Annotated in this window: 26 protein-coding genes and 1 pseudogene; 13 read left to right on the top strand and 14 right to left on the bottom strand. The window is 65.9% G+C overall.

All coding sequences use genetic code 11. The annotated features are described in order from the left end of the window. Positions 1-37: 37 nt before the first annotated feature. Positions 38-1,117, top strand: coding sequence for a nitronate monooxygenase (locus tag QMG52_RS04215; RefSeq protein WP_283559181.1), 1,080 nt, complete (start codon positions 38-40; stop codon positions 1,115-1,117). Between the two features lie 112 nt (positions 1,118-1,229). Here the strand turns inward: QMG52_RS04215 and QMG52_RS04220 are convergent, their stop codons facing one another. After that, positions 1,230-2,867: an MDR family MFS transporter gene (locus QMG52_RS04220; protein ID WP_283559182.1), complete on the bottom strand. Its 1,638-nt coding sequence runs from the start codon at positions 2,865-2,867 to the stop codon at positions 1,230-1,232. A 202-nt stretch (positions 2,868-3,069) separates the two neighbouring features. Between QMG52_RS04220 and QMG52_RS04225 the strand changes: the two genes are divergently transcribed. Then, positions 3,070-3,642: a TetR/AcrR family transcriptional regulator gene (locus QMG52_RS04225; RefSeq protein ID WP_283559243.1), complete on the top strand. Its 573-nt coding sequence runs from the start codon at positions 3,070-3,072 to the stop codon at positions 3,640-3,642. Positions 3,643-3,668: 26 nt separating this feature from the next. Here QMG52_RS04225 and QMG52_RS04230 read toward each other — a convergent pair whose 3' ends face one another. The 7 genes and pseudogenes from QMG52_RS04230 to QMG52_RS04255 form a co-directional block, all read right to left on the bottom strand. After that, positions 3,669-3,797, bottom strand: coding sequence for a LuxR C-terminal-related transcriptional regulator (locus tag QMG52_RS04230; protein WP_283559244.1), 129 nt, complete (start codon positions 3,795-3,797; stop codon positions 3,669-3,671). A 42-nt stretch (positions 3,798-3,839) separates the two neighbouring features. Continuing rightward, a pseudogene (locus QMG52_RS22110) lies at positions 3,840-4,031 on the bottom strand (hypothetical protein); the annotation flags it as partial. Positions 4,032-4,286: 255 nt separating this feature from the next. Next, entirely contained in the window at positions 4,287-5,240 is a 954-nt protein-coding gene (locus QMG52_RS04235; RefSeq protein WP_283559183.1) for a hypothetical protein, read from the bottom strand. After that, positions 5,237-5,941: a cytochrome b N-terminal domain-containing protein gene (locus tag QMG52_RS04240; protein WP_283559184.1), complete on the bottom strand. Its 705-nt coding sequence runs from the start codon at positions 5,939-5,941 to the stop codon at positions 5,237-5,239. Before QMG52_RS04240 ends, QMG52_RS04235 begins: the two co-directional genes overlap by 4 nt. Next, positions 5,938-6,105 carry a hypothetical protein gene (locus tag QMG52_RS04245; RefSeq protein ID WP_283559185.1) on the bottom strand — a complete coding sequence of 56 codons (168 nt, stop codon included), beginning with the start codon at positions 6,103-6,105 and terminating at the stop codon, positions 5,938-5,940. Before QMG52_RS04245 ends, QMG52_RS04240 begins: the two co-directional genes overlap by 4 nt. Positions 6,106-6,210: 105 nt before the next feature. Continuing rightward, positions 6,211-6,900 (bottom strand): hypothetical protein, encoded by a 690-nt coding sequence (locus tag QMG52_RS22115; RefSeq protein WP_502920444.1) that lies wholly within the window; start codon positions 6,898-6,900, stop codon positions 6,211-6,213. Then, positions 6,901-7,197, bottom strand: a complete 297-nt coding sequence (locus QMG52_RS04255) for a TniQ family protein (RefSeq protein WP_283559186.1) — start codon at positions 7,195-7,197, stop codon at positions 6,901-6,903. Between the two features lie 244 nt (positions 7,198-7,441). On the opposite strand from QMG52_RS04255, the gene QMG52_RS04260 reads away from it, so the two are divergent. The 4 genes from QMG52_RS04260 (at position 7,442) to QMG52_RS04275 (ending at position 11,420) form a co-directional block, all read left to right on the top strand. Beyond that, on the top strand, positions 7,442-8,098 hold the full coding sequence (locus tag QMG52_RS04260; RefSeq protein ID WP_283559187.1) for an HhH-GDP family DNA glycosylase: 657 nt from the start codon (positions 7,442-7,444) through the stop codon (positions 8,096-8,098). A gap of 164 nt (positions 8,099-8,262) precedes the next feature. Further along, positions 8,263-9,198: an ABC transporter ATP-binding protein gene (locus QMG52_RS04265; protein WP_283559245.1), complete on the top strand. Its 936-nt coding sequence runs from the start codon at positions 8,263-8,265 to the stop codon at positions 9,196-9,198. Beyond that, positions 9,195-10,817: an ABC transporter permease gene (locus QMG52_RS04270; protein ID WP_283559188.1), complete on the top strand. Its 1,623-nt coding sequence runs from the start codon at positions 9,195-9,197 to the stop codon at positions 10,815-10,817. Before QMG52_RS04265 ends, QMG52_RS04270 begins: the two co-directional genes overlap by 4 nt. Positions 10,818-10,949: 132 nt before the next feature. After that, a complete protein-coding gene (locus QMG52_RS04275) occupies positions 10,950-11,420 on the top strand; it encodes a GbsR/MarR family transcriptional regulator (protein ID WP_283559189.1) in 471 nt (156 codons plus the stop codon). 163 nt (positions 11,421-11,583) lie between these two features. Here the strand turns inward: QMG52_RS04275 and QMG52_RS04280 are convergent, their stop codons facing one another. Then, positions 11,584-11,955, bottom strand: coding sequence for a DUF1003 domain-containing protein (locus QMG52_RS04280; RefSeq protein WP_283559190.1), 372 nt, complete (start codon positions 11,953-11,955; stop codon positions 11,584-11,586). Positions 11,956-12,150: 195 nt separating this feature from the next. On the opposite strand from QMG52_RS04280, the gene QMG52_RS04285 reads away from it, so the two are divergent. The 3 genes from QMG52_RS04285 (at position 12,151) to QMG52_RS04295 (ending at position 15,543) form a co-directional block, all read left to right on the top strand. Further along, positions 12,151-12,705: an NUDIX domain-containing protein gene (locus QMG52_RS04285; protein ID WP_283559191.1), complete on the top strand. Its 555-nt coding sequence runs from the start codon at positions 12,151-12,153 to the stop codon at positions 12,703-12,705. 96 nt (positions 12,706-12,801) lie between these two features. Then, on the top strand, positions 12,802-12,933 hold the full coding sequence (locus QMG52_RS04290; RefSeq protein ID WP_283559192.1) for a hypothetical protein: 132 nt from the start codon (positions 12,802-12,804) through the stop codon (positions 12,931-12,933). A 165-nt stretch (positions 12,934-13,098) separates the two neighbouring features. After that, the gene (locus tag QMG52_RS04295; RefSeq protein ID WP_283559193.1) at positions 13,099-15,543 is read left to right on the top strand and encodes a Tex family protein; all 2,445 of its coding nucleotides are present in this window, start codon (positions 13,099-13,101) and stop codon (positions 15,541-15,543) included. A gap of 25 nt (positions 15,544-15,568) precedes the next feature. Here the strand turns inward: QMG52_RS04295 and QMG52_RS04300 are convergent, their stop codons facing one another. Together QMG52_RS04300 and QMG52_RS04305 are read right to left on the bottom strand one after the other, a co-directional pair. Continuing rightward, entirely contained in the window at positions 15,569-16,906 is a 1,338-nt protein-coding gene (locus QMG52_RS04300) for an NAD(P)/FAD-dependent oxidoreductase (protein WP_283559194.1), read from the bottom strand. A 138-nt stretch (positions 16,907-17,044) separates the two neighbouring features. Further along, entirely contained in the window at positions 17,045-17,329 is a 285-nt protein-coding gene (locus tag QMG52_RS04305; RefSeq protein WP_283559246.1) for a DUF1508 domain-containing protein, read from the bottom strand. A gap of 200 nt (positions 17,330-17,529) precedes the next feature. Between QMG52_RS04305 and QMG52_RS04310 the strand changes: the two genes are divergently transcribed. The 3 genes from QMG52_RS04310 (at position 17,530) to QMG52_RS04320 (ending at position 20,040) form a co-directional block, all read left to right on the top strand. Then, entirely contained in the window at positions 17,530-19,011 is a 1,482-nt protein-coding gene (locus QMG52_RS04310; protein WP_283559195.1) for an MFS transporter, read from the top strand. A 184-nt stretch (positions 19,012-19,195) separates the two neighbouring features. Beyond that, positions 19,196-19,330, top strand: a complete 135-nt coding sequence (locus QMG52_RS04315) for a hypothetical protein (RefSeq protein WP_283559196.1) — start codon at positions 19,196-19,198, stop codon at positions 19,328-19,330. 110 nt (positions 19,331-19,440) lie between these two features. After that, a complete protein-coding gene (locus QMG52_RS04320) occupies positions 19,441-20,040 on the top strand; it encodes a class I SAM-dependent methyltransferase (protein WP_283559197.1) in 600 nt (199 codons plus the stop codon). Here the strand turns inward: QMG52_RS04320 and rfaE2 are convergent, their stop codons facing one another. Both rfaE2 and QMG52_RS04330 read right to left on the bottom strand, forming a co-directional pair. Beyond that, on the bottom strand, positions 20,041-21,564 hold the full coding sequence (gene rfaE2 / locus QMG52_RS04325) for a D-glycero-beta-D-manno-heptose 1-phosphate adenylyltransferase (protein WP_283559198.1): 1,524 nt from the start codon (positions 21,562-21,564) through the stop codon (positions 20,041-20,043). Continuing rightward, entirely contained in the window at positions 21,561-23,018 is a 1,458-nt protein-coding gene (locus QMG52_RS04330) for an aldehyde dehydrogenase family protein (RefSeq protein ID WP_283559199.1), read from the bottom strand. The genes rfaE2 and QMG52_RS04330 overlap by 4 nt, the downstream gene beginning before the upstream one ends. A 153-nt stretch (positions 23,019-23,171) precedes the next feature. Between QMG52_RS04330 and QMG52_RS04335 the strand changes: the two genes are divergently transcribed. Beyond that, positions 23,172-24,434, top strand: a complete 1,263-nt coding sequence (locus QMG52_RS04335; protein WP_283559200.1) for a glycosyltransferase family 9 protein — start codon at positions 23,172-23,174, stop codon at positions 24,432-24,434. On the opposite strand, the gene QMG52_RS04340 is transcribed toward QMG52_RS04335, so the two are convergent. Continuing rightward, positions 24,322-25,023, bottom strand: a complete 702-nt coding sequence (locus QMG52_RS04340) for an SDR family oxidoreductase (RefSeq protein WP_283559201.1) — start codon at positions 25,021-25,023, stop codon at positions 24,322-24,324. The genes QMG52_RS04335 and QMG52_RS04340 overlap by 113 nt on opposite strands. Positions 25,024-25,029 lie beyond the last annotated feature (6 nt).

Genomic DNA, 25,029 nt, shown 5'->3' on the forward strand with positions numbered 1-25,029 from the left:
TGCTCGTCCGTCCGAAACCACGACGTAAGGAAGTCATATGTTTATGTACTCCGATCTGCGGATGCCTCTGATCGCCGCCCCCATGGCCGGCGGGCCATCGACTCCCGGGCTCGTTGCAGCGGCCGCCGCGGCGGGGGGCCTCGGCATCCTCGCCGCGGGCTACAAAACGGTCCCCGCGATGGCAGAGGAGCTCGAAATTACCCGTGGGCTATCGGACAACCGGCTAGGAATCAACCTCTTCGTCCCGGCGCCGCCAGGGCCGGTTGGCAACGGTTCCTCATTGGATCGGGCCGCGCTCGTGGCCGGCTACCGCCGCATCCTGCAGGAGGAAGCGGACCGGTACGGCGTCTCCCTGCCGGAGCCTGATCCGTCGGACACCGATGCCTATGCCGCGAAAGTCGATTACGTCGTCGCGCACCCGCTACCCCTGGTCAGTTTCACCTTTGGCACCCCGGAACCGGATGTCGTCGAACGCCTGCACCGAGTGGGGATGCACGTGACGGTGACGGTGACGGACGCTGCCGAGGCCCGCGCCGCGGTGCGTTGCGGGGCGGACAGCCTCTGCGTCCAGGGCCCCGATGGCGGCGGGCACCGGGGCACCCACACAGCGGAGAAATCGCCGGGCAGCGACAGTCTTGGCGCCCTGCTGACGGACCTCCGCCGGCTCACCACCTTGCCGCTGATTGCCGCCGGCGGTGTGCGGTCCGCGGCGAACATCACCGGACTGCTGGGACAGGGGGCGGCGGCCGTCCAGCTAGGCACCCTGCTGCTGCGCAGCCCCGAGTCCGGGGCCCAGCAAACCCACAAGGACGCTCTCGTCTCCGGACGGTACACCGGTACCACGCTGACCCGGGCTTTCTCCGGCCGCTTTGCCCGCGGACTCACCAACCGCTTCATCCGAGCGCACGATGGCCAGGCGCCCGCGGCGTATCCCGAGGTCAACCAGTTGACACGTCCCCTTCGTGCGGCCGCGGCGGCGGTAGGGGACGCGGACGGCCTGGCGCTCTGGGCGGGCGTGGGATTCGCCGCCTGCCGAGCCGAGCCGGCCGAACAGATCATGGCCGAATTGTGGCGAGAGGCATGCGCCGCTGCGCCGACCGACGACGGGAGCGCGTGAACACCGGCTCCGCGCCCGGGCGATGAGCCGGGCTGACGTCGGGTCGGCATGGGGATCAGGCGCCCCCGGCACGGTCGCGTAATATCCCGTCCGTTCCTTCCGGCCAGGCCGTTCAGCGGCCGTGGCTGCCGGAGAGTGCCTCCGGTCCCGCACCCCGTTCGGCCGGGTCGTCCAGGCGGTTGTTGGTCATCCCGTCAATTTCCAGCGATTCCGGCAGGATGTCACGTTCGATCGTGGTGGCCAACGGGATTTCCTTGACGAAACACAGCAGGACGACGGCGATGAGAACGAGCGGGACCATATAGAGGAACACCGGGGTCAACGCATCGTTGTACGCGCCGACAATTACGTCCCGGACCGCCGCGGGCAGGTCCCTGACAATAGCCGGCGTCAAGGAGTTGCTGGCGCTTGCCGCACCGGACGCCGCACCGGGCATGCGGTCGCTGAGCAGCTGCGTCAGCTTGGCAACGAAGAGGCTTCCGACAACGGCGGATCCCAGCGAGGCGCCGATCTGCCGGAAGTAGTTGTTGGACGCGGTTGCCGTACCGACCTGGGAGATCGGGAACGAGTTCTGCACGATGAGGATAAGGATCTGCATGCTCATGCCGAGGCCGACGCCCATCACGGCCAGGTAGCTGCAGAGCACCCACAAGGCCAGCGTCGAGGTCATCGTGGAGAGCAGAACAAGGGCAACCGCGACAATGAACGTACCCACCAGCGGCAGCCACTTATAGCGACCCGTCTTACTCACCAGTTGCCCGGAGATGATGGAGGTGACCAGCAGCGCCGCCATCAGGGGGATCATCAGGAAACCGGCCTCGGTGGCATTGGCTCCTGTCACCATCTGCAGGTAGGTCGGCAGGTAGGCCAGGGCACCGAACATTGCGATTCCGATGATCAGGCCGGCCCCGGTGGTGAGGTTGAAGTTGCGGTCCTTGAAAAGGTGCAGCGGCATGATCGGCTCGGCGGCGCGCCGCTCCAACAGCACAAAGGCCACGGCTGTGACAACGGTGCCGACGATCAACGCGATGATGACCGGAGAATTCCAGTCATAGGTTGTTCCGCCCCAGGTGGTGACCAGCACGAGGCAGGTCGACGCGATCGCCAGAAGCATCATGCCGCCAACGTCCAGGCGCGGCTTCCCCTTCGCAACCTCGGGCAAGCGGAGGAAGAACATCGCGGAAGCGATGGCAAGAAGGCCCAGCGGAATGTTCATCCAGAAGGCCCAGCGCCAGCCGATTCCTTCGGTGAACCAACCACCGAGCAGCGGTCCGGCGACGGAGGAGAGGGCAAAGACGCCGCCCATGATGCCCATGTACTTGCCGCGTTCGCGGGCCGGCACGACGTCGGCGATGATGGCTTGGGAGAGGATCATCAGACCGCCGCCACCGAGGCCCTGGACGCTGCGCCCGATGATGAGCCAGGTCATATCCTGGGACAGACCGCCGACGATTGAACCGATGATGAAGAGGGCGATGGCCCCGAGGAATAAGCCCTTGCGTCCGATGAGATCCCCGAGCTTGCCGTAAATCGGCAGCATGATCGTCGACGCCAGGATGTAGGCCGTCGTGACCCACAGCATGTGGTCAACGCCGTTCAGCTCGCCGACGATGGTGGGCAGGGCAGTGCTGAAGATTGTCTGGTCCAATGATGCCAGCAGCATCGTCACCATCAGCCCGGCAAAGACGAGCAGGATGTTGCGTTTATTCGCTGCTGCCACGGATGGCGCAACAGTCGGTAACTCGGTCATCGGGTTCTTTCTCCTGAATTTAAGTTGTCGCCGTTGCGGTGGGCGTCCTCCGCAACGTGCGGCGGAGAGGGACATTCCGGTTCGGTTTCCGTAGTCCTCGGGACTAGAATCATATTTGCCTTACCGCTCGGTTAGTATAGTACTTACCGGCCGGTCAGTTAGCAAGCGGACGGGCCAGACCAAGGAAAGTGCGAGGGACATGATGGGCGGGGCGGCAACACGCAAAGCGGGGGGCACCCGAGCACAAATACAAACGGTGGCGCTCCGGCTATTTGCCGAACACGGCTATGAGGCAACGTCAATGCGAGAGATCGCCGAGCAGCTCAATATCACCAAGGCTGCCTTGTACTACCACTTCGCCAGCAAGGAAGACATTGTCCGCGCCCTGATTGAGACGATGCTCGCCCAGACCTCAGAACTGATTCAGTGGGCCGAGGAGCAGGAACCAGGTCCCGTACTGCGGCGGGAAGTGCTGTCCAGATGGGCCGACATCATGCAGGACCAGGGATTGCGGATGTTTCGTTTCATCAGTGCCAATCACGTGGCCATGCGGGAGATTTCCCCTGACAAATCGGGGATGTCGGCTCAGCTGAAACGACTGTTCGAGATTCTTACCCCGCCGAATGCCAGCGTGGCGGACCAACTGCGGGCCCGGTTGTCGCTGGTCGTGATCAACATGGTGGGGATGGCTGCCGGAGACCTGAATGCGAGCGAAGACGAAATCCTCGCCGCCGCCCGGCAGATCTCCGCCGAACTTCTCCCCCGGGGCGACTAGCGATCCGCCGGCACGCGCTGTATGAGCTAACCGGCCTCACCATCGGTTAGATACCAGAGGGCAATCGCCGACCGCGATCCGAAGCCCAGCTTGTGCAAAGTGTTGGCCGCATGATTCTCGACAGTGCGCTCGGAAAGGAACAGGCGCTCGGCGATCGCCCGATTGTGTCATTTTTCGAAGTCGTCTGCACAAAAATGTCAGAAGTCGTCTGCACCTCGATTCCGTGTCCGTATGTATGTCACCGACGGTGCTGCTACTGCCTTGGCATCGTACACACGCCGGGCAGTTGTGTTCTCGGCGGCGGCGGAGACCCACCGGACTACCGTGGCGCCGCGACCAGCGGCGCTAGCGGCTGCGTGTCGCAGTAGCTCATCCGCAGCGCCGCTTCCTCTTGCTTCCGGGGGCTGTGAATACGTCGTCTGGGACTCTTAGCGGGTTCTGGCGGAGATAACGTATTGGGTCATGTCACCGGCGTTGCCGAGGTAACCGGCGGGGTCGCATAGTTGTGCGACCCGGTCTTTGCCGTGGTGCTGGATGAGTTCGAGATGTTTGAGTAGCTCGGATTCGAGGGTGGTGTGGCTGGCTTTGGGTGCCTTTCCTCCGGTGGCCAGAGCCGTCCGCGGGTGCTTCCCTTCATCGGCGGGTTATCGCCGCCGGTAGTAGTCCTTCCAGATCAGCCGGTGTATTGGTATGCGGCGGGGCAGTGACCTCAGTCCTGGGATGAAGGGGACAAAGGTCAGCAGGAGGGTGAGCAGCACCATGATGGAGACGACGAGTATGTCTGCGTTGGGTGAGGATTTGACGGGTTCCACCTGATACAGAAAGGAGAATAGCCAGAGCCAGGACTGGCCTGGATAGTTACCGGTTTCGTTCATCATGCCCCACTGGTCACCGGTGAGGTGAGCGGTGTCGGCTAGACCGGGGAAATAAGTTCCGTCACCGAGGAACAGGATACTGGGAGTGTAGTCGGTGCTGTAGAAGGAACCGTTTGCCTGAAGTACACCGTCGAGGGCTCCTTGCTGAGCCATGGTGAGCAGGGCTCCCGTGAGCGCCGGGACGGGCCCGTAGTCGCCGCGGCCAACTTGGGCGGGGTCGTTATCCGGAGCTTTCGAAAGGGCGTCACTGTATGCCGCGGTCCAGTCCGTGTGCTGTTTGTCGGTTCCGACGGCCCACTCGGAAACCGCAGTCGACGGTGCGGGTAGTGACTTCAGCGGGTTGATGACGAAATCGTTGGCGGTATCGACAGGAATGCGGACGCCCGAGAAGGTCTGAAGATCTATCGGGCCAAGCTTTTGGGATGCGTCCGCTGTGGTGTTGTAAGGGGGCCCGTAGCCGGCAGTATCGCTGGTTCCGCCCAGTTCCGCGGTCGCAGTGGCAACGAAATCCGACGGCGCTGCGCTCGCCCACGATTTGAGGGTGACGCTGGGATCGTCCGGGGAGCTGAGGACGGCCGAGAGCCCAAGCACGAGCAGCCCGACGACGACGACGCCGACTGTAAGTTCCTTGAACAGGTCGTATTCTCGCGCCCTGCCACGCCACGGCCTGCTGGCAATATCGTCCCGCTTGCGCCAGGACATCGGATCGGGTTTCCTGCTCATAGGTGTTTCCCCTCCCCGGCTGCGGAGTCCGGAAGATCCTGCTGGAGTTGCGCGTCGGTTGCGGCTGCCTCCAGCGGGGGCACCACGCCGTGCATCCGAACCAGCAGGACGTGCAGGGCGACGACGCCTGCCACCGCCAGGGGAAGAAGGGTGATGTGCCACATCAGGATCTGACCCAGGTTGGCGACGTTGAACCAAGCCCCGACCCCGACGGCATTCAGGGCGTCCTTGGCCTGGAAGGCAATCCACTGCGAGTCAAAATTGGTTTGCAGCAGGTAGCCGGTGAACGCCGTAACGATGGAAACGACGAACGCTATCATTCCGGTGATCCAGGTCAGTACGCGGCCGCCCCGCCAGGCCGCCATCCAGTACTTGCCCCAGAGGTGGATCACCATGAACATGAAGAACAACTCAACACTCCACAGGTGAGTGCTGTTGATGAAATGACCAAGACCCGAAACGTGATACCAAGCTGGGCCGTTCAGGGCCAGAACGCAACCGGAGACAATGATGTAGACCAGGGCTGCGATCGCGCCCATGCCAAACACATAGATCCAGGACGCGACGTAGCTGGGCTGATCCTCCGGCAGGAGTTTGTCGGGTGGAAGACGGTGCAGCATCCAGCCCCGGGCTTTACCCGTCCAGGTCGAGAACCGTGGCTCCGCTTCAATCCCGGTACCGGGATCGCCGTCGGCCGTCATTTCCGGTCTTTTCCGCGGGGGAACGGGAGGAACAAGGCACCCACAAACAGAATAATCATCAGCACGATGACGATCAGGTTCCCAAACTGGATCAGGAAACTTCCCAACCCGAGGTAAATTCCGGGAGCCGATATTCCGGACTCCGCCAAAACCAATCCGCTCATACTGGCCTCCTGCCCCAAAAGGGCATATCGGGATTCCTGAGGCACCGCCTTAGCAGTTAACAGTACAGCCGTGCACCAGCCGTGGGCTCATCCGCTGTCCACGTTTTAGGAGACCGCACCCCATGCGCCCGGACGGGAGATCGTGGTCTTGTCATGGGACGCGGGCAGTAACCCGGATCGGTCGGCGCGGTCCTGATCAGCCATCGGGCCCGGCCGGTCCTCGTTGTTCCGGACCTCGGATACCGGCAGGGCCTCTCCAATACATGACGGCAGCTGCCGGTCACCGGCGTTTACGATGAGGGGGACACCCGGCATCCATCGCGACAGCAGCTTTTCGCCGTGGGCGCGGAGCCCGCCCACCGGTGACACGTGCCTGTACAGCGTCTGGCAGGTGATGCCGAGTTCGGTGCAGAGGTCGCTGACCTTGGTTCCTGGCTTGCCCATGGACACGACGGACGTCGTCCAGTTGCCGGCAATATCCACCTTGGGCGGTGGTGAATTCGTCCAGGAGGGTCCGCAGCAGCCGGAACCAGATGCCGGCGTGAACCGGATACCGGGCAGGTCAACGGAACCGGTCATTATCGTCTGCCAGGTGCGCCGGTCCATGAGGGACAACGACTCCGGAACGGCACGCTGGTCATGGGCGGGGCTTATCCACAGAATGTAATCAGCCGGATGCCTTTCATAGGGTTCGAGCCAGCGCCCGTGTACCGGGCAGCTGGCCGTTACCGGCAATTGCACATACGTTTCATGGGCGCCGAGGGCAGGGACGAGGCTGTCGAAGAGCCATGGCACTCATCCGGCCGTGGTCATGGCGCTCACGCGGTGGTGGTCCAGGCAGGTGCACCTGGCGAGCTCTTCCAGCAGATGCGTCGGCGGGTCCAGATCCAGCTCGCGGTCTCGGAGTTCCCGGTGACCGAGGCCGTGTTCGAGCAGCTCGAAGGAGTACATACCGTAGCTGGCGGCAATCCGCCGCAGCCAGGAGGACAGCGATTCCGTTTCTGCAGGGGCCGGGTACAGGGGCCAACGTTCCGGCGGTCTTACCTGAGTTCGCGTTCGAACTTCCGGCGCCGGACCCTGGGCCCGTCCCATCGGTAGCTGGTGCTTGCCCTTCGCGGTGCTGGGCTGGCTGCTGTGGTTCGAAGCACGGCGGCGACCAGAGACCGGGCGATGAACCCGCTACTCATTCTGATCCGTCGGCGGATTGGCCTGGTCGGCTGACAGCACAACCATCAAACCGCCAGGCGCCGATCTTGGCCAGCTTTAGCCACGCCCTCTCCAACCATCCGCCATCGGGGCGTAGAGTCACGAGAATCCGCAACCGAGAGGATTTTCCATGACGAAGGCCCAGGACAGGACGGTCGCCGTGCTGCTGAAACGCTATGGGCGCACCTATGCGCAGGAAGCGGGGATTACCGTCAAGGATGCGCCGGCGCCGTTGTACCAGTTGCTGGTGTTGTCCACTCTGTTGTCGGCCAGAATTAGTGCTTCCGTTGCGGTCGCCGCGGCGCATGAGCTGTTCGCCGCCGGGTTCCGGACGCCACAGGCGATGAGCGCGGCCAGTTGGCAGCAGCGTGTCGACGCTCTGGGGCGGGGTCATTACCGCCGCTATGACGAGCGAACGGCGACCATGTTGGGGGACGGAGCTGAGCTTTTGACGGCGAAATACCGTGGAGATCTGCGGCGGCTCCATAGTGCCGCAGAGGGCACGCCTGGGCTGATCAAGGGTCTGCAGGAGTTTCCCGGCATTGGGCCCGTGGGAGCGGCGATTTTTTGCCGTGAAATCCAAGCCGTCTGGACGGACCTCGCCCCTTTTCTGGATCAAAAGGTGGCCGACGGCGCAACCCGGCTTGGGCTGCCGGCCGCTGCCGCGGGTCTGGCCGGCCTTGTCGGTGTCGATGAGCTGCCGCGGCTGGCGGCGGCCTGTGTCCGGGCCGCACTGGACGACGGCGTCGTGGCAGACGTGCAGGCAGCGGCTGCGCAGCGTCGCTGATGAATAACCGCCGGATGGCCGCGCGGCCACGGGCCCCGCCGTTGCCGGCCAGTCAAGGCAGGACCGGCGGTCCCGAACGTTCCGGCTGCCGCCCGACCAGTCCGGGCAGGAGCAGCGTCTTAGGAAGATTCACAAGTTTGTGAAATGAGCGTAGCTTGAGACGTATGGACACGGTCATCAAGACACGCAATCTGGTCAAGCGTTTTGGCCGCGTGCAGGCGCTGGACGGGCTCGATCTGAAAGTTTCCGCGGGCGAAGTCCACGGTTTTCTCGGGCCGAACGGCTCCGGCAAATCGACCACCATCCGGGTCTTGCTCGGCTTGGCGCGGTCCAGCTCCGGGTCCGCCGCGGTCTTCGGGCAGGACCCGTGGAACGACGCCGTGGAGCTTCACCGGCGCATCGGCTATGTGCCCGGGGACGTCAATCTGTGGCCGAACCTGTCCGGCGGCGAGGCCATCGACCTGATCAGCCGGTTGCGCGGCGGAACCGCTGACAAGGCATACTACGCGGCCAGGAAGTCGCGGCTGACTGAAGTGTTTCAGTTCGACCCGACGAAGAAGGGCCGCACCTATTCGAAGGGGAACCGGCAGAAGGTCGCGTTGATCGCCGCTTTCGCCACGCCTGCTGAGCTGTACATCTTGGACGAACCGACCAGTGGGCTGGACCCCATTATGGAAGCGGTCTTCAACCAGGAGATTGCGCACGCCGCGGCCGCAGGTTCCACCGTCCTCCTTTCCAGTCATATTCTCTCCGAAGTGGAGCAGCTGTGCAGCAGGGTAACCATCATCCGCGCCGGCAGGACGGTCGAGTCCGGCAGTCTGGCGGAACTGCGCCATCTGACACGCACCGAAATTTCGTTCGCTGCCGAGGGGATCAGTCAGGAACAGCTGGCGCACATCCCGGCCAGCCACGACCTCACGGTGGCGGCGGGCCGGGTCAGGTTTTCCGTCGGCAGCGACAAGATCAATGCCGTGCTGCCGGTGCTCGCCACTCTCGACGTACAGGGGCTGACGGTGAATCCGCCCTCGCTCGAGGAGCTTTTCCTGCGCCACTATGGTGAAGAGCTGGCCGCAGACGGCGTGAAGGCGACCGCACGATGAGCACGCTGTCAGTGCTGCTGCGCCAACGCGCACGGCGGGACCGCTGGCAGTTGACCATCTGGATTGCCGGCATCGGGCTCCTCGCCGTCGTCTCCGCCTCCGCCGTCGCGCAGACGTACGGAGATTATGCCGGCCGGGAGAACATACTCCGGCTCGCCATCGCCAATCCCTCGATTCTGATGCTGCGGGGGACCCCGCAGGGAGGAAGGCTGGATGCCTTCGTATTCTTCGAGATCTTTACCTTCCTTGCGCTGCTGGCCGGGTTCATGAGCACCTTTCTCGCGGTCCGGCATTCCCGCGCCGAGGAAGAATCCGGCCGGGCGGAAATGATTGCCGCGACCCCTGCTGCCAGGACTACGCCAACCGTCGCCACGCTCATCCACGGTTTCCTGGCGAATGTGGTGCTCGGCGGCGTCGTTGCCCTCGCCTTCACCGCCGGCAGGCTCGATGCGTACGGCTCGGTCGTGACTGGTGCTGCGGTTGCGGCGACGGGTGTTTGCTTCCTTGGGGTCGGGCTGCCGGCCGCCCAGTTCATGCGCACCTCCCGCGGCGCCAACGCGGTCGCAGCCGGCGCCGTCGGCCTGGCGTACGTCGTCCGCGGCTTAGGCGACGCACTCGGCCGACCGGGCGCGGACGGGATCCATCTGACGCCGGCTTGGACAAGCTGGCTCTCGCCCATCGGCTGGGGTCAGCAGACGGGGGCATACGCGTCCAACAATCTCACTCCACTGCTGCTCAGCGCTGCGCTCGCGGCCGTCTGCCTGGTGGCCCTATTCCTGCTGCAGGCGCACCGTGACAGCGGGGCGAGCCTCCTGGCCGGCAGGGCGGGCAGGGTGAACGCGAGGGGCGACCTCTCCGGCCCGCTCACACTCGCATGGCGGCTGCAGCTGCCCACCATCATCGGCTGGTGCATCGGCGGGGCCGCCACCGGACTGCTCGCCGGCACGCTGTCCAAGCTTGCGGAACAGGCGGCCAGCGCCGATCCGACGGTGACCAAGGTGCTGCGGGATATGGACCAAGGCGGCGGCGGATCAGTGGACCAGTTGCTCATATCGGTCATGTTTTCCCTGGTGGGTGTCCTCGCCGCGGCCTGCTCGACGCAGACGGTTATCCGGATGCGCCAGGAGGAGACCGCCGGGACGGCCGAACTCATTCTGACCGCGCCGGTCGACCGCACGCGCTGGTTCGGAGATTATCTGCTGCTGGGCACCGCGGCGATCGTGCTGGTGCTTTTCTCCGGGGCCGTCGTTTCCAGCCTGAGCGCGCTCGCCGTCGGCGGCGACCCGGCGCGGGTCGGCGATTCATTCGCCGCCGCCGTCGCCCAGTTGCCGGCTGCGCTGGTGTATCTGGGCGTGCTCGCACTGCTCTTCGTCCTACTGCCCGGCCTGACGATCAGCCTGGGCTGGACATTAGTCGGGATCGGCGTTTTCCTCGGTTTCTTCGGGGCCCTGCTCGGCGTGCCGGAGTGGGCGCGGAACCTCTCGCCGTTCACCCATACGCCGGTGCCAGTTGGCGGGAGCACGGACTGGAGCGACGGAGCGTGGATGCTCGTCATCGCCCTTGCCGCCGCGGCCGTTGCCGTGGCGGTTATGCGCCAGCGCGAACTCAAACCCAACTAGGTAGCAGTTATGGCACTCAAAACGCGTTTTGAGTGCCATAACTGCTACCTAGTTGGGGGCGTCAACCCTGGGAGGTGAAGCCCGGGAAGTGGATCCTGGATCCTCGAAAACCCGGAGAAATGGACACAACAGATGGCAAGAGATGAACAGGCGCTGCGGGCCGCCGTCGAGCAATCAGCGGCCGTTCTGGCGTCGGCGGGGTTCCCGAAGATGCCCGCCCGCGTGCTGATGTCCCTCATGGTGTCCGACGACGGCGCCCTCACGGCCTCGGAACTCGCGCAGCGGCTGGAGGTAAGCGCGGCCGGCATCTCCGGTGCCGTCCGGTATCTGCAGACCATTGGCATCATCAGGCGGGTGGCGCAGTCGGGCAGCCGCCGTGACCGCTACGAACTTCCCGAGGACCCCTGGTACGCCGCGGCCGCCAGCGAGAGCCGGGTGTACGGTGCGCTTGCCGGGCTCGCCGACAGGGCGATCGACGCCCTGGACGATCCGTCCTCGACGACGACGTCGCGGGTGCGGGACATGGCGCGGTTTTACCGGTTCCTGGACATACGGTTGCCCCATCTGATGGCCGAATGGGAAGTGCTCCGCCGGCAGGTGTAAGTCCGGATACGCACATTGACGCGGCCCCGGGCACATCAAGGCGTCCCATCCCGCAAGCTACGGAGTTCCGGCGCAGAGCGCTAATCCGTTGGGTTGACGTGACCGCCCGATCCGGTGTGCTGCGGACCGGTCATCTGCAGCAGCATGGTGCGCAGCTCGGTCATCATTTCCCTATGCTGTTCGCCGAGCTGGATAGGCGGTCAATTTCGACCTTTGCGGCTACGTTCGTGTCATAGTCATGTTTGGCCATGGCCATGGCCGAGCTGATGGCGCCCTGTCGTTTGGCGGAAATGAGAAGTATTGCCCCTTGCAGACCTGCCAGCATCGACAAAAAGAGGTTTAGCAGTATGTAGGGGTAGGGGTCCCAGGAATTGTTGACCAGCACGATGGAATTAACAGCCGCCCAGAGAACCATTGCGATGATGAAGGCCGCGATGAAAGGCCAGCTGCCCATGCCATTGCGAAGTGCATCGGCGCCCCGCTGACCCGCGGTCAAAGACTGCTGGTGTTGGGTATGCCAGTTCGTGATGGCCATGGATCCCCTTTTTCGCCTTCGGCGGAACACCCGGACGGGTTCGTTGTGTGGCCCCTGTTTAGGGGGACACGGCTTGTTTAATGCCACTGCGGTTGGGTAAGGATACCGCGCGTCTCTGCTCTCCGGTCACTACCCGGAAGGTCGGGACGAGGTGAAGCAGGGAAACCACGCGTGAGCGTGTGAGAGTCTGGAACCATGATTGATCCGACATCGCCAGCAGCCGGTGGACATCCCCGTCTGGCTGGTCCCCGCGATCCCGGTGACGCGTGGGTGGACGGCGAGCACGGCAGATTCTGGGGGAGATTTGGTGCGGCCGGATTGCTCGCCCACGATGTGGACCGCGGCGTCCTGCTGCAGCTCCGCGCCATGTGGAGCGACCGCGGCGGGACGTGGGGGCTGCCGGGGGGAGCCCTGCACGAGGGAGAGGATCCGGTGGCTGGAGCCTTGCGCGAGGCGCACGAAGAAGCCGCGGTTCCGGCGGCGCGCCTGAACGTGCTTTTCACCTCGGTCTTTGATGTCGGCTACTGGGCCTACACCACCGTCGTCGCCCGCGTCCTGGAGACCTTTGAGCCCGAAATTTCGGATCCGGAGAGCCTCGAGCTGCTGTGGGTCCCCGTGGCCGCCGTCGCCGGACTTGCGCTGCACCCGGGGCTGGCGGCCGCGTGGCCGGCGCTGCGGTCGTCCCTGCAGATGCCTGAAACCCAACCCAGCGCCGCTTCGCCCCTATCCGGGCACCGGCCGGAGAACTAAATTGAGAGTTACCTCCGGACCACGATTTTGACGCCGACTAGCCGCCGGAGGGCTTGGCGCTCAAGGACGCCGTCGCCGGCGTTGACGCGCTGACGTTTGTCACGCCGGAGTACACCCCCCTCCTCCATTCCGGAGGCCTACATCCAGTTCAAGGACGGACTGATGGCCGACGACGTCGAGGTCACCGTCGAATCGACGGCGCAGTTTCTGGGCCACCTGGCTCAGTGAGTTCGAGATTTTCATCGGCAAGGTGGTCGGCGGAAAACGCGCACCGTAAGTGACGCCGGGCGCCGTGGGGTCCGGATGGTCCGGATTGGCGGGGCCGCGGTGCGGCGGCGTCCCCGGCATTGCGCGGGATGCGGATGCGCGCCGCTGTAGGGCAAAATGGATCGGGTGACACAGACGACGGAAAGCCTGAACAGCAGTATCCATGCCCGGATCGCTGCGGAGCTCGGGGTGAACCCGTGGCAGGTCAAGGCTGCGGTTAACCTGCTCGACGGCGGTGCAACGGTGCCGTTCGTGGCCCGCTACCGTAAGGAGGCTACGGGCACCCTTGACGACGCACAGCTGCGCGACCTGGAAGAACGGCTGCGCTACCTCCGGGAGCTCGAAGACCGCCGCCGGGCGGTACTGGAGTCCATCGACGCCCAGGGCAAGCTGACCGCGGAGCTTCGGGGCGCCGTCGCCGCGGCCGGAACGAAGTCCGCACTGGAGGATCTGTACCTTCCGTTCAAGTCCAAGCGCCGGACTAAGGCGCAGATCGCCCGTGCGGCTGGACTGGAACCGCTGGCCGACGCGCTCTTGCTGAACCCGCAGCTGGGTCCGGAACGGGAAGGGGCCAGATACCTAAATCCCGAGCACGGCATCAACGATTCGGCGGAGGCCCTGGCCGGCGCCAGGGCCATCCTGACCGAGCGGGCCGGCCAGGATGCCACGCTCCTGAACGAGCTGCGCGAGCGGCTCTGGAAGCAGGGCAGGCTGCGGGCGCAGGTCAAGCCCGGTCAGGAGTTTGAGGGCGCAAAGTTCAAGGACTATTTCGATTTTACGCAGCCTTTGCACGCGTTGCCCTCGCACCGGGTGCTGGCCCTGCTGCGGGGTGAAAAGGCAGGCGTCCTCCAGCTGGACGTGGCGGAGGCGGATCCGCGCGATCCCGAAGCCCTTGCCGCCGTCCGGGCCCGTTACGAGAGCGCCGTCGCACGCTCGTTGCGGATCAGCGACCGCGGGCGCCCGGCCGATGCGTGGCTGGCCCAGACCGTACAGCTTGCGTGGCGGTCACGGCTGCTCATCCGGCTTGCCGGCGATCTGCGGACCCGGCTGTTCCTGGCAGCGGAGGAGGAAGCTGTCCGGGTGTTCGCGGCAAACCTTCGCGACGTGCTGCTGGCGGCGCCGGCGGGCAACCGGAACACCCTGGGACTCGATCCGGGGTTGCGCACGGGGGTGAAGGTCGCCGTGGTGAACGGCACCGGTAAGGTCGTCGCCACGGACACCATTTATCCGCATGCCCCGGCCCGGAAATGGGACGACGCGCTGGTGGTCCTGGCGCGCCTGGCCCGGTCCCACGCCGTCGAACTTATTGCCATCGGCAATGGGACCGCGTCCCGGGAAACGGACAAACTGACCGCCGAGTTGATCACCGAACTTATGCGGCAGAACCCCGCCCGGATGGTCGCCAAGCTGGTTGTTTCCGAAGCGGGAGCCTCGGTATATTCCGCCTCCGCGCTTGCCTCCGCGGAGCTGCCGGACATGGATGTGTCGCTGCGCGGTGCCGTTTCCATAGCCCGCCGGCTGCAGGATCCGCTGGCCGAGCTGGTCAAGATTGAACCGAAGTCCATCGGCGTGGGTCAATACCAGCACGATCTGGCGCCTGTGAAGCTGGACCGGGCACTGGATGCGGTGGTGGAGGACTGCGTGAACGCGGTGGGCGTGGACGTGAACACCGCCTCGCCCGCCCTGTTGGCCCGGGTGGCCGGCGTGGGGACGCTGCTGAGCGCGAACATCGTGGCACACCGCAATGAACACGGGCCGTTCGCCAAGCGATCCGACCTCAAAAAAGTGCCCCGGCTGGGTGCGAAGGCGTTTGAACAGTGCGCCGGATTTCTGCGCGTCAGTGGGGGAGCGGAGCCGTTGGACGGCACCAGCGTGCATCCCGAAGCCTACGGGGTGGCGCGGAAGATCCTCGCCGCTGCCGGCGCTACGGCGCACGACGTCGTTGCCGGAGCAGGCGCGGTCGCCACCTTGGTGCCGGAGGACTTCACGGATGAAGTTTTCGGGCTGCCGACGGTGCGGGACATCATCACCGAGCTGGTGAAGCCGGGCCGGGACCCGCGCCCCAAGTTCGCCACGGCCTCGTTCTCCGAGGGGATCGAAAAGATCACCGACCTGCGGGCCGGCATGGTCCTGGAGGGGACCGTCAGCAACGTGGCCGCGTTTGGTGCTTTTGTCGATATTGGCGTACATCAGGACGGCCTGGTGCATGTCTCGGCGATGTCCGCAACCTTTGTCCGCGACCCGCACGAGGTGGTGAAGTCCGGTCAGGTGGTCCGGGTCAAGGTGCTGGAGGTTGATCCGGACCGGAAGCGGATCGCGCTGACGCTGCGGCTGACGGACGAGCCCGCAGCGGCGGAATCCGGACGAGGGAGGCAACCCGCGGCAGTTACCTCTGCCGCAGGTACCGCCGCTGCACGACGGACCGCCGCTGCACGACGGACCCCCGGCCCGGGCGAGCGGGGCAGCATGCCTACCGCGGCTCCAGCCCCGGCAGCGTCGGAACGCACCCGGCCGGCATCGGCAAACACGGCGATGGCCGAGGCGCTCCGCAGGGCCGGTCTGACGAAATAGCCCGGCCGCCGGAGGGGATCGGACGCTAGCGCCTCGTCGGCTCAATGCTGCGGCGGAATGCTTCCCTCGGGTGCTCCCGTGCGCTCATCGGTGTCACGTTGCGCTTGGTGAAGGCATGCATCAGCCAGGTGGCAAAAATATGCCACTTCCGGTTGTAGGTTGGCGTGGCCAGTCCGTGGTACAGCCGGTCCACGAACCACGCTGGGCGGTTCTTCAGCTCAATTCCCATGATGATCGCCGCGCCCCGCCCGACGCCGTAGCTGGCAACGGCCCCCATCGACTTGTGGCGGTATTCCGCGATCGGGCGGCCGTGGAGTTCCGCGGCGATGTTTTTGGCCAGCAGCTTGGCCTGCCGGACCGCATTCTGGGCGTTCGGAGGATAGTACGCCGGTTGCTTTTCGGCGGTGAGGTCCGGAACCTGGGCGTTATCCCCGGCCGCCCACGCGCCGGCAACCGGTGCGCCGTCGTCGTCAATGACCTGAAGACGGGCATTGGCATTTACGTGCCCCTTTGGGCCGCGCGGCACATTTGTTGCATCGAGCGTTGGATTGGGTTTGACCCCGGCGGTCCACACGATCGTATTGGCGAAGAATGAGTCGCCGTCGCTCAGCACGACCTCGGACTCCACGCACGACTTCATCGTCGTCTTCAGCCGCACGTCGATGCCCCGCCGGCGCAGCTCGGATAGGGTCCACCCGGAAAGCCGGACGCCGACCTCCGGCGCCACCCGTTCCAGTGCCTCAATGAGCACCCACCTGAGCTCTGATCTGCTGAGCGCAGGATATTCATCAACGGCGAGTTTAGAAAGATCGTTGAGCTCGGAAAGGGCTTCCACTCCGGTGTAGCCGGCGCCGACGAAGACGAATGTCAGGGCCCTGGAGCGATCCGCCGGGTCGGTGGCGGCGGCCGCAAGCGCGACGTTTTCCAGCACCTGATCGCGCACGTAGATGGCCTCTTCAAGGGTTTTAAAGCCGACGGCGTTTTCCCCAAGTCCCGGTGTCGGAAAGGTCCTCGTGACCGCACCCAGCGCCAGCACGACGTGGTCATAATCCATGCTGACCGTCGCACCGGTGATGGATTCGAGTACCGCGGACTTCTTGTTCACGTCCAGGGAGGTCAGCCGTCCTCTGAACAGGTCGACGTTTTTGAGCGCCCGAGCCAGATCCACTGCGACGCTGCCGGCATCGAGTTCACCGCCGGCGACTTCCGGAAGCAACGGCTGATAGGTCATGTACGAGTTTGGCTCAACCACGGTGATTTTGACCGCCGAAGGGGACAGTTCCTTGCGGAGGCCCCAGGCGGTGTAGAGGCCGACGTACCCGCCTCCGAGAATGAGGACATGTGCTGTGCTGGCCGAGGACATATGCGCTCCCTGATGCTGGGTTACCTGTATCTGAAGTCAGCATTCTCCCCCTCGGGCCGCACGTCAACCGCCGGTAACGGCCGGCGCCGGAAGCCCGGCCGCGGATCCCCACGGCTTGGCGGCCAACAGCTGGGCTGTTCAAGGGCCCTCAACCCGGCTTAAGGGAGGTCCTCCGATGGATGACTTCATGGGCTGGATCCCCGCGCCGGTTCTGCGTCCTCCCAAGGCGGGTTCCGGTTCGACGCCGGTGCGATCGACTATCAGTCCCGTTCCCGCGATCTCGCGGGCGGCGGCGATTCCCGCCACGGCGGCGGCCTTGGTCTCGAAGGTCACGGATACGGCCATCAATTCACCCCTGCCGTCCGTCAACCGCACACGGTAACGGCCCTCGGGTGCCATAACCAGCTCAAAATATCCGGACATCTTCCGCCTCCAATTGACAGCCATCGATCATCCTTGCCTCATTGTAAGGTTCCTTCTGGATTTTGGGCGAGCGAATCTTCGGCGGACCGCAACATACTGGTTTTTGGGACGGGTATTCGCGGTCGGTACGTACAGCCGCAGGCGCCGCTGCACAATGCTGCTGCATAATGAGGGACTGTAATACCGAAAGGGGACACGGGATGAGCGGGCAGGCCGGTGGGGCCAACGACAGCGCGGGGCGGCACGCGCAGCGGACGACGGCGCAGCGGACCGTGCTGCTGGTGGCGATCCTCGCCTCCTTCGTGGCGTTCCTCGATGGCGCCATCGTCAACGTCGCGCTGCCGGCGATCACGGCCGATTTGGGCGGTGGCATTGCCCTGCAGCAGTGGGTGATCGACGCTTACCTGCTGACCTTGGGCGCATTGATCCTGGTTGCCGGTGCCATCTCGGATGCGTTCGGGCGCGTGCGGATCCTCCGGGTGGGTCTGCTGGTGTTCGGCGCTGCCTCTCTTGGCTGCGCGCTGGCCCCCGCGGGTGCACTGCTCATCGCGGCCCGTGCCGTCCAGGGCGCCGGCGCGGCCATGCTCGTGCCGAGCTCCCTCGCCCTGATCACCGCAACATTCACCGGGCCTGCGCGGGCCAAGGCGATCGGCACGTGGACAGGGTGGACGGGAACGGCGTTCGTGGCCGGCCCGCTGCTGGGCGGCCTGCTGGTGGACTCCGTGAGCTGGCGGCTGATCTTTGGCATCAATATCGTTCCCATTGCCGCCACGCTGCTGCTCCTGCTGCGGCTGAAAATTTCCGCACCCGCGGCGCGGCGGGTGCGGGTGGACCTTGCGGGCGCCGTGCTTGCCGCGGCGGGCCTGGGTGGTCCGGTGTTTGCACTCATCGAACAGCAACGGCTGGGGTGGCACAGCCCGGCGGTGTCGGTCCCGTTCGGTGCCGGACTCCTGTGCTTCGGAACGTTCCTGTGGTGGGAACATCGGACTCCAAATCCGATGATGCCGCTGCGGCTGTTCCGAATCCGGAACTTCGGCATCGGGAACCTGGCTACGGCTTTCATCTATGCCGGCCTCTCCCTGGGCCAGCTGGTGGTGGTGCTCTTTCTGCAGGAGGTTGCGGGACTTTCCGCCTCCGAGGCCGGCCTGGCGACGATTCCCGTAGCCGTGCTGTCGCTGCTGCTGGCGGGCGGGTTCGGTGGACTGGCCGGGAAACACGGTCCGCGGTTCTTTATGGCCGCCGGGCCGCTGGTGACTGGAACCGGATACCTGCTGATGCTGTCCGCGCACCTGCCGTTCAATTTCTGGACACAGGTGCTGCCAGGCCTGATGCTCTTCGGGCTCGGGCTCTCCATCACGGTCGCCCCGCTGACGGCTGCCATCCTGGGATCCGTGCGGCCGGAACAGAGCGGAATCGGCTCCGCCATCAATAACGCGGTCTCGCGTGTGGCGGGGCTGATCGCGGTCGCCTTCGCCGGCGTCATCGTGAACGGAGCGCTCGACGTCGGCGGCTTCCACCGGGTACTGGTCGTCACCGTGCTGCTTTTCGCCGTCGGCGCCGTCATCTCCGCGGTGGGAATCAGCAACCGAAGCATTTCGCCCGACCGGATTCCGGACGAAGCTGCGGCGAACTGCCGGGACCGCGCATCCGCGGGCGGTACCGACCGCGGACCCGATAGATAAGCTGCCGCCGCGGCAGGTCGTCCCGTGGCAGACGAGAGTCGGCAGACGGTGTCTGTCGGACAGGCTGATGGTATGGCGGCGACGACCACGCCGAGCACGACGCCGGTCAGCGTGTCCCGCACGCGGCTGGCGGCGAACCAGGCGGCCAGCGCTGAGGCGGCCTCGTGACCGGGGCCGTGCTCTCGTGGACTCGCCATTCCCCCGCTGCCTGGAGCGCGACCGGCAGCTGTTGGAGGGCATTGACAGGGCGGACCGCGAGGTGCTGGGCGCCCTGCTGCGCTGGATCTCTGCCAACGCCGAAGTCGGATCACGGTGGTAGATCAGCGCAGCCTGAGCGGAGTCGGGACTCGCCCCGAGTCCGGCCTTGACGGCCCGGCGGGAGCACAAGAGTGGTGTCGGCGCTCGGTCGGCAGGGCATAGGCTGTCGGGATGCGGGAAGAATCATTGTGGCAGGTGCAAAAGCGCGCGAATCCGGGACACTCGGCCTGGTATATCCAGCGGTTCGAGAAGATGCGGGCCGACGGCGCCGACCTGGATGGTGAGGCCAGGCTGATCGACGTGATGGTTGCGCGCGGAAGCCGGATCCTGGACGCAGGATGTGGTACCGGCAGGGTGGGGGGCGAGCTGGGCCGACGTGGACATACCGTGGTGGGTGTCGATGCGGATGCCGAACTGATCGAGGCAGCGCAAGCGGACCACCCGGACCCGACTTGGCTGACCGGAGATTTGGCGGAACTGGACTTGCCGGCCCTGGGCATCACGGAGCCGTTCGATCTTATCGTCAGCGCCGGAAACGTGATGACGTTCCTCGCACCGGGCAGCGCCGGGTTGGTGCTGGAAAACCTCAAGCGGCATCTGGCTCCGCAGGGCCGCCTGGTGACAGGCTTCGGCGCGGGCCGCGGCTACGGCTTTGACCGGTTTTTCGCCGACGCAACGGATGCGGGACTTCAGTGCCAGTCCCGGTTCGCGACCTGGGATCTTAGGCCGTGGAGAACGGCATCGGACTTTCTGGTGGCGGTCTTCGCTTAGCTAGCCCCGGATCCGCCGGACCACCGCCGTCGTCGAATGCTCCGGGACGTAGTCCAGGATGCGCACCTGGCCGCCGTATACCTCTACCGCTCCGGTCTCCTCCAGCATGTCCGGTGTATAGTCACCGCCCTTGGCGTAGACGTCCGGCCGCAGCGCCGTGATCAGCGGGATTGGCGTCGCGGAATCAAAGACGGTGACATAGTCCACGCAGCTCAGCGCGGCGATGACGGCTGCCCGGTCCCCGACGGTGTTGATCGGCCGGTCGGGCCCCTTGAGCCGGCGCACGCTGTCGTCGCTGTTGAGGGCGACCACCAGAATGTCACCCAGTTGCTTGGCCTGATTGAGATAGCGGGTATGGCCGCGGTGCAGCACGTCGAAACAGCCGTTTGTCAGCACGATCCGCCGCCCGTCGGCACGTTCGGAGGCGATCTTAGCCAGGAGTTCGTCGGCGTCCAGCGCAGTGTCGGCGAAGCCGGCTAGGTGCCGGCTCAAATCCACGGTGCTGCAGACGGAGGTTCCTTGCCGTAGCACGACGACGTCGGCCGCCGCCTGCGCGAGGTCCGCGCAGGTGCTCAGCGGCAGTTCCGCCGCCCGGGCGATGGTCAACGCCGCGACGAACGTATCGCCGGCCCCGGAGGCCTGTTTTTCCGTGGCCGGTCTTGCCCAGGTCCGGTGAACGGTGCCGTCCCGGCTGAGCAGCACCGTGCCGTCACGGTCCAGGGTCACGATGGCGGCGCCGCTCCGCGTTGCGGTCAGCAGCTGCCGCTGGTGATCGACGAAGAGGTCCGCGCGCGCGGCACCGGCGGGAAGCGGCCGATCGATGACCCGGGCCGCCTCCGCAGCGTTGGGAGTCACGAGGTCCGGTTCCAGAGCGGCCCATGGGCGTGGATCGTGGGCATCCACCAGCACCAGCGGGCGCGCACGGCCGACAGGATCAGCCCGATCGGCGGGATCAGCGGGATCGTCGCCCCTTGCCAGCTCGGTGAGCAAAGCCGTGGCCACCGCCCCGGTCAAAGCGCCGAGGCCGTAGTCGCAGATCACGGCGGCGTCAGCCGTTGCCAAGCATCCCGGCAGCCGCTGCGCCAGCAGGCGCAGTGCGTCCGGATCGGGATTCCCCGCCGGTTCATCCATCCGCAGCATGACCTGTCCGGCGCTGAGAACGCGGCACTTCGTCGTCGTCGATTGACCCGTATGGGCCACCAGCCCCGATACGTCCACCCCGGCATGCTGGAGAAGCTGCCTGAGTGTGGCGCCGGCATTATCGTCGCCCACCAGCCCTACCAGCCGTACTTGGGCACCGAGTGCCGCAAGGTTCATGGCCGTATTCGCGGCTCCGCCCGGGGCATACTCCCGATGCTGTATTTCCACCACGGGTGCCGGGGCCTCCCGACACAGTCGTTCGATGACGCCGCTCCACCAGCCATCCAGAATGACGTCGCCGATCACCGTGACTCTCGGAGACAGTTCCGCGAGCCTGCGGGGCAGCCATTCGGTGAGCCCGCGCTGATCCATCATCGGACTCATTGCGGCTCCTGGACCGTGTCGGTCTGGACCGGGTCGGTCTGTGGGGACTCTGGTGGTGTGTCCGCGGCCGGCGGGATGCTGACATGGACCACCTTCACTCGGGTGAATTCGTCGAGCAGTTCGGGTCCATATCCGAATCCGTCACCGCTCGCTCCGCGGGGCTGGGCGGATCCCCCGGGTGCGCCGCCGAAGACGGCGTTGATCTTCACCGTCCCCACCGGCAGCGCGGCCACCGCGCGGTGGGCGTGCTCGATGCTGCCGGTCAGTATCGTGGCGGCCAGCCCGTAGCGTCCGGCGGAAGCAAGCCGGAGGCCTTCAGCGAAGTCCGCCACGACCTGCACCGGGGCCACGGGACCAAACGTTTCCTCGGTCATGATCTCCATCCGTTCCGTGCACCCCAGCAGCACGGTGGCCGGATAGTACGCCCCCGGCCCCGCGGGAACGGCGCCGCCGGCAGTGGCCCGGGCACCGAGCGCGATGGCGTGGGCGACCTGGGCGTGGACGACGTCGCGCAACCGGGTGACCACCAGCGGGGCCAGCGGATGTTCCGCGTTGCGCCGTCGCGCCTGCTCGGCCAGCGCGGAGCAGAAGGGATCGGCAATGTCCTGATGAACATAGATCCGTTCCACAGACGTGCAGATCTGACCGCTGTTGCTGAAGGCCCCGATGGCGGCCTGCTCCGCAGCCCACGCGGGATCAACGCCGGCATCCACCACCAGCGGGTCGTTGCCGCCGTTCTCGCGGACAACGTGGGCCCCCGTCAGCACCGCCGCCCGCGCTATCCGCAGCCCGGAGGCGCTCGATCCCACGTGGGCAAAGACATCGGCATCGGTGGTGGTCAGCATGGCACCCACCTCGGGGCCTCCCGTCAGGGTAAGGAGGACGCCGGGCGGAAAGACGCGGGAGAGCAGCTCGCCCAACAGCAGACCCAGGTGTGGGCACCGCTCGCTGGGCTTGTGGATCACGGTATTGCCGGTCACCAAAGCCGCACCGATGAGACCCGCGGCGACGGCCACCGGATCATTCCACGGTGTCAGCAGCACCGCCACGCCGCGCGCCTCGGCGACGGTGTAGTCGGCGGCCAGGACGCTGCCGCGCAAGCTGTGTCCGCGGTGTACCGGCCCCAGTTCCGCGTGCTGCTCCAGTGTTGCTACTCCGGCCCGGATACCGGCCAGTGCTTCGTCAACGGGGCGGCCCGTTTCGCGGCCGTTCATTTCCGCCAGCGCGTCGGCGCCTTCCGCGAGGGCATTGGCGGCCGAGCGCAACAGTGCGCCGCGCCGCTGAGGGTCCATCCGGGTCCAGTCCGGCTGGGCCGCCCTTGACACGGAGAGGGCCAGCGCCACCTCTTCGCGGGTAGCTGCACCGAGCGTGCCCACTGGCGAGCCGGAGCGCGGATCGTACACCCTGAGGACGGCCGCGGCCGGGGAGGTGGCGGGCTCGGTCAACGATGTCATGGCATCCTCACGGTTCGCTCGGTTCGGCCCGGGTTTTGCCGTTAATGGCCTCTTCGGGATTCCTTACCCGGGCCGGAGGTAATTCAGACAGCAGGTGCCCAAGAGATTTCCCGGTGGCGCGTCTGCGCGCCTTCGGCCTATGGTGAAGCGGGAATGCTGACGAAGGGAGAGCGCGTGGACCACGAGCCGATTGCGGATTTTGGCGGAGGAGCGGTGCGGGGAACCGGGGTGGGGCCGCTGCTGCAGCGCTTTCCCGACGTCCGCCGGATCGCCGTGTTGCGGGGTGGGGGCCTGGGAGATCTGATGTTTGCGCTGCCGGCGCTGCAGGCGCTGGCGGCGTGTTATCCCGAGGCCCAGCTCGTGCTGCTCGGCACGCCGGTGCATGCGACACTGCTCGGGGAGACGCACAGCCCGGTGCACCGGGTGGAGGTGCTGCCATACGCCGAGGGAGTGCGGCCGGGGCCGGAAGATCCGCTGGCGCAGGCAGGGTTCTTCGCGCGGATGCGTGCGGAGAACTTCGATCTTGCCGTCCAGCTGCACGGTGGCGGACGGTATTCGAACCCCTTTCTCCTCGGGCTGGGGGCCCGGCACACCGTCGGCATGCGAACCCCGGATGCCGTCCGGCTGGAACGCACGATTCCGTACATTTACTATCAGCATGAACAGTCGAGGTCCCTCGAGGTCGCCGGTCTTGCCGGAGCCGCGTCGGTGGACCTGGAGACCAGGCTGCACCCCCGGGAAGAGGCCCGGCGCACCATCTGGGATCTGCTCCAAGGAAGCGCGCAGTCCCGGTCCCCGCTGCTGACGATTCATCCGGGCGCGACAGATGCGCGCCGCCGCTGGCCGGTGGAATCGTTCGCCCGAGTAGCCGCGGCCGCCGCGGCAGCCGGCAGCCGGGTGTTCGTCGTCGGGGACGAGGCGGATAAGGCGCTCGCGGACGACGTCGTCGGGTTGGCGGCGGGGGACGGCGGCGCTGTGCGTTCCCTGGCCGGACGGCTGAGCCTTGGGGAGCTGACGGCGCTGCTGGTGGCCAGCGACGTCATGCTGGGTAACGACAGCGGCCCGCGTCACCTTGCGCAGGCGGTGGGTACGCCAACGGTGGGGATTTACTGGGTCGGCAATGCAATTAACGCGGGCGCGCTTGGCCGCACGCTGCACCGCCTCCACCTTTCCTGGGTGACCAACTGCCGGGTATGCGGTGTGGACGTCACCCAGGTTGGGTGGACGGCGGAGCGCTGTGCACATGACGAGTCCCTTGTCTCACCGATCCGACCCGAAGCGGTCTACGGGGACGTGCGGGACCTCACGGCCACGAGCCTTCTTCTTCGTGACAGATCAGCATCTCGCGCACTTCGCAGCCGATCGGTTGGGACAGCGCAAACAGAATGGCCTGTGCCACCCGTGCCGGGTCATTGAGCCGCGAATCGTCCTGCGGCTTGTACTGCTCATCCCGGTCGTCAAAGAAGTGCGTCTTCATGCCGCCCGGAATGATTGTAGTGACGCCGATCCGGCCCCCTGTTTCCGCCGCGAGTGCCTGGCTGAATCCGAGTACGCCGAACTTTGAAGCGCAGTAGGCGGTCGCGTCCGAGACGCCGCGCCTGGCCAGCGTTGAGGCGATGGTGATCACGCGGCCGTGCGAGGACGTCAGGTACGGCAGCGCGGCGCGGACCACGGAGACGGTGCCCAGCAGGTTGACGCTGATCACCTTTTCCCACTCGTCCGCCGGAACGTCGTCGAGCCTGCCGCAGCGGTCCGTCCCGGCTGCGGTGACGACGGCGTCGAGCCCGCCAAGCGTCTCGGCCGCCTGTTCAACGGCGGCCGTCACCGCTTCCCGGTCCGAGACGTCCACCTCAAAGGCCTTGGCGGCGGCCACGTTCCTGATATCGCGGTCCAGCACCACCGGCGTGCCGCCGGCTTCCAGAACGGCGCTCACGACGGCGGCGCCGAGGCCCGACGCTCCGCCGGTCACCAATACGCGCCCCGGGTTGAAGGTATTTGAGTTCATGATGGT

The sequence above is a fragment of the Paenarthrobacter sp. PH39-S1 genome (assembly GCF_030063245.1).
Lineage (GTDB): Bacteria > Actinomycetota > Actinomycetes > Actinomycetales > Micrococcaceae > Arthrobacter_M.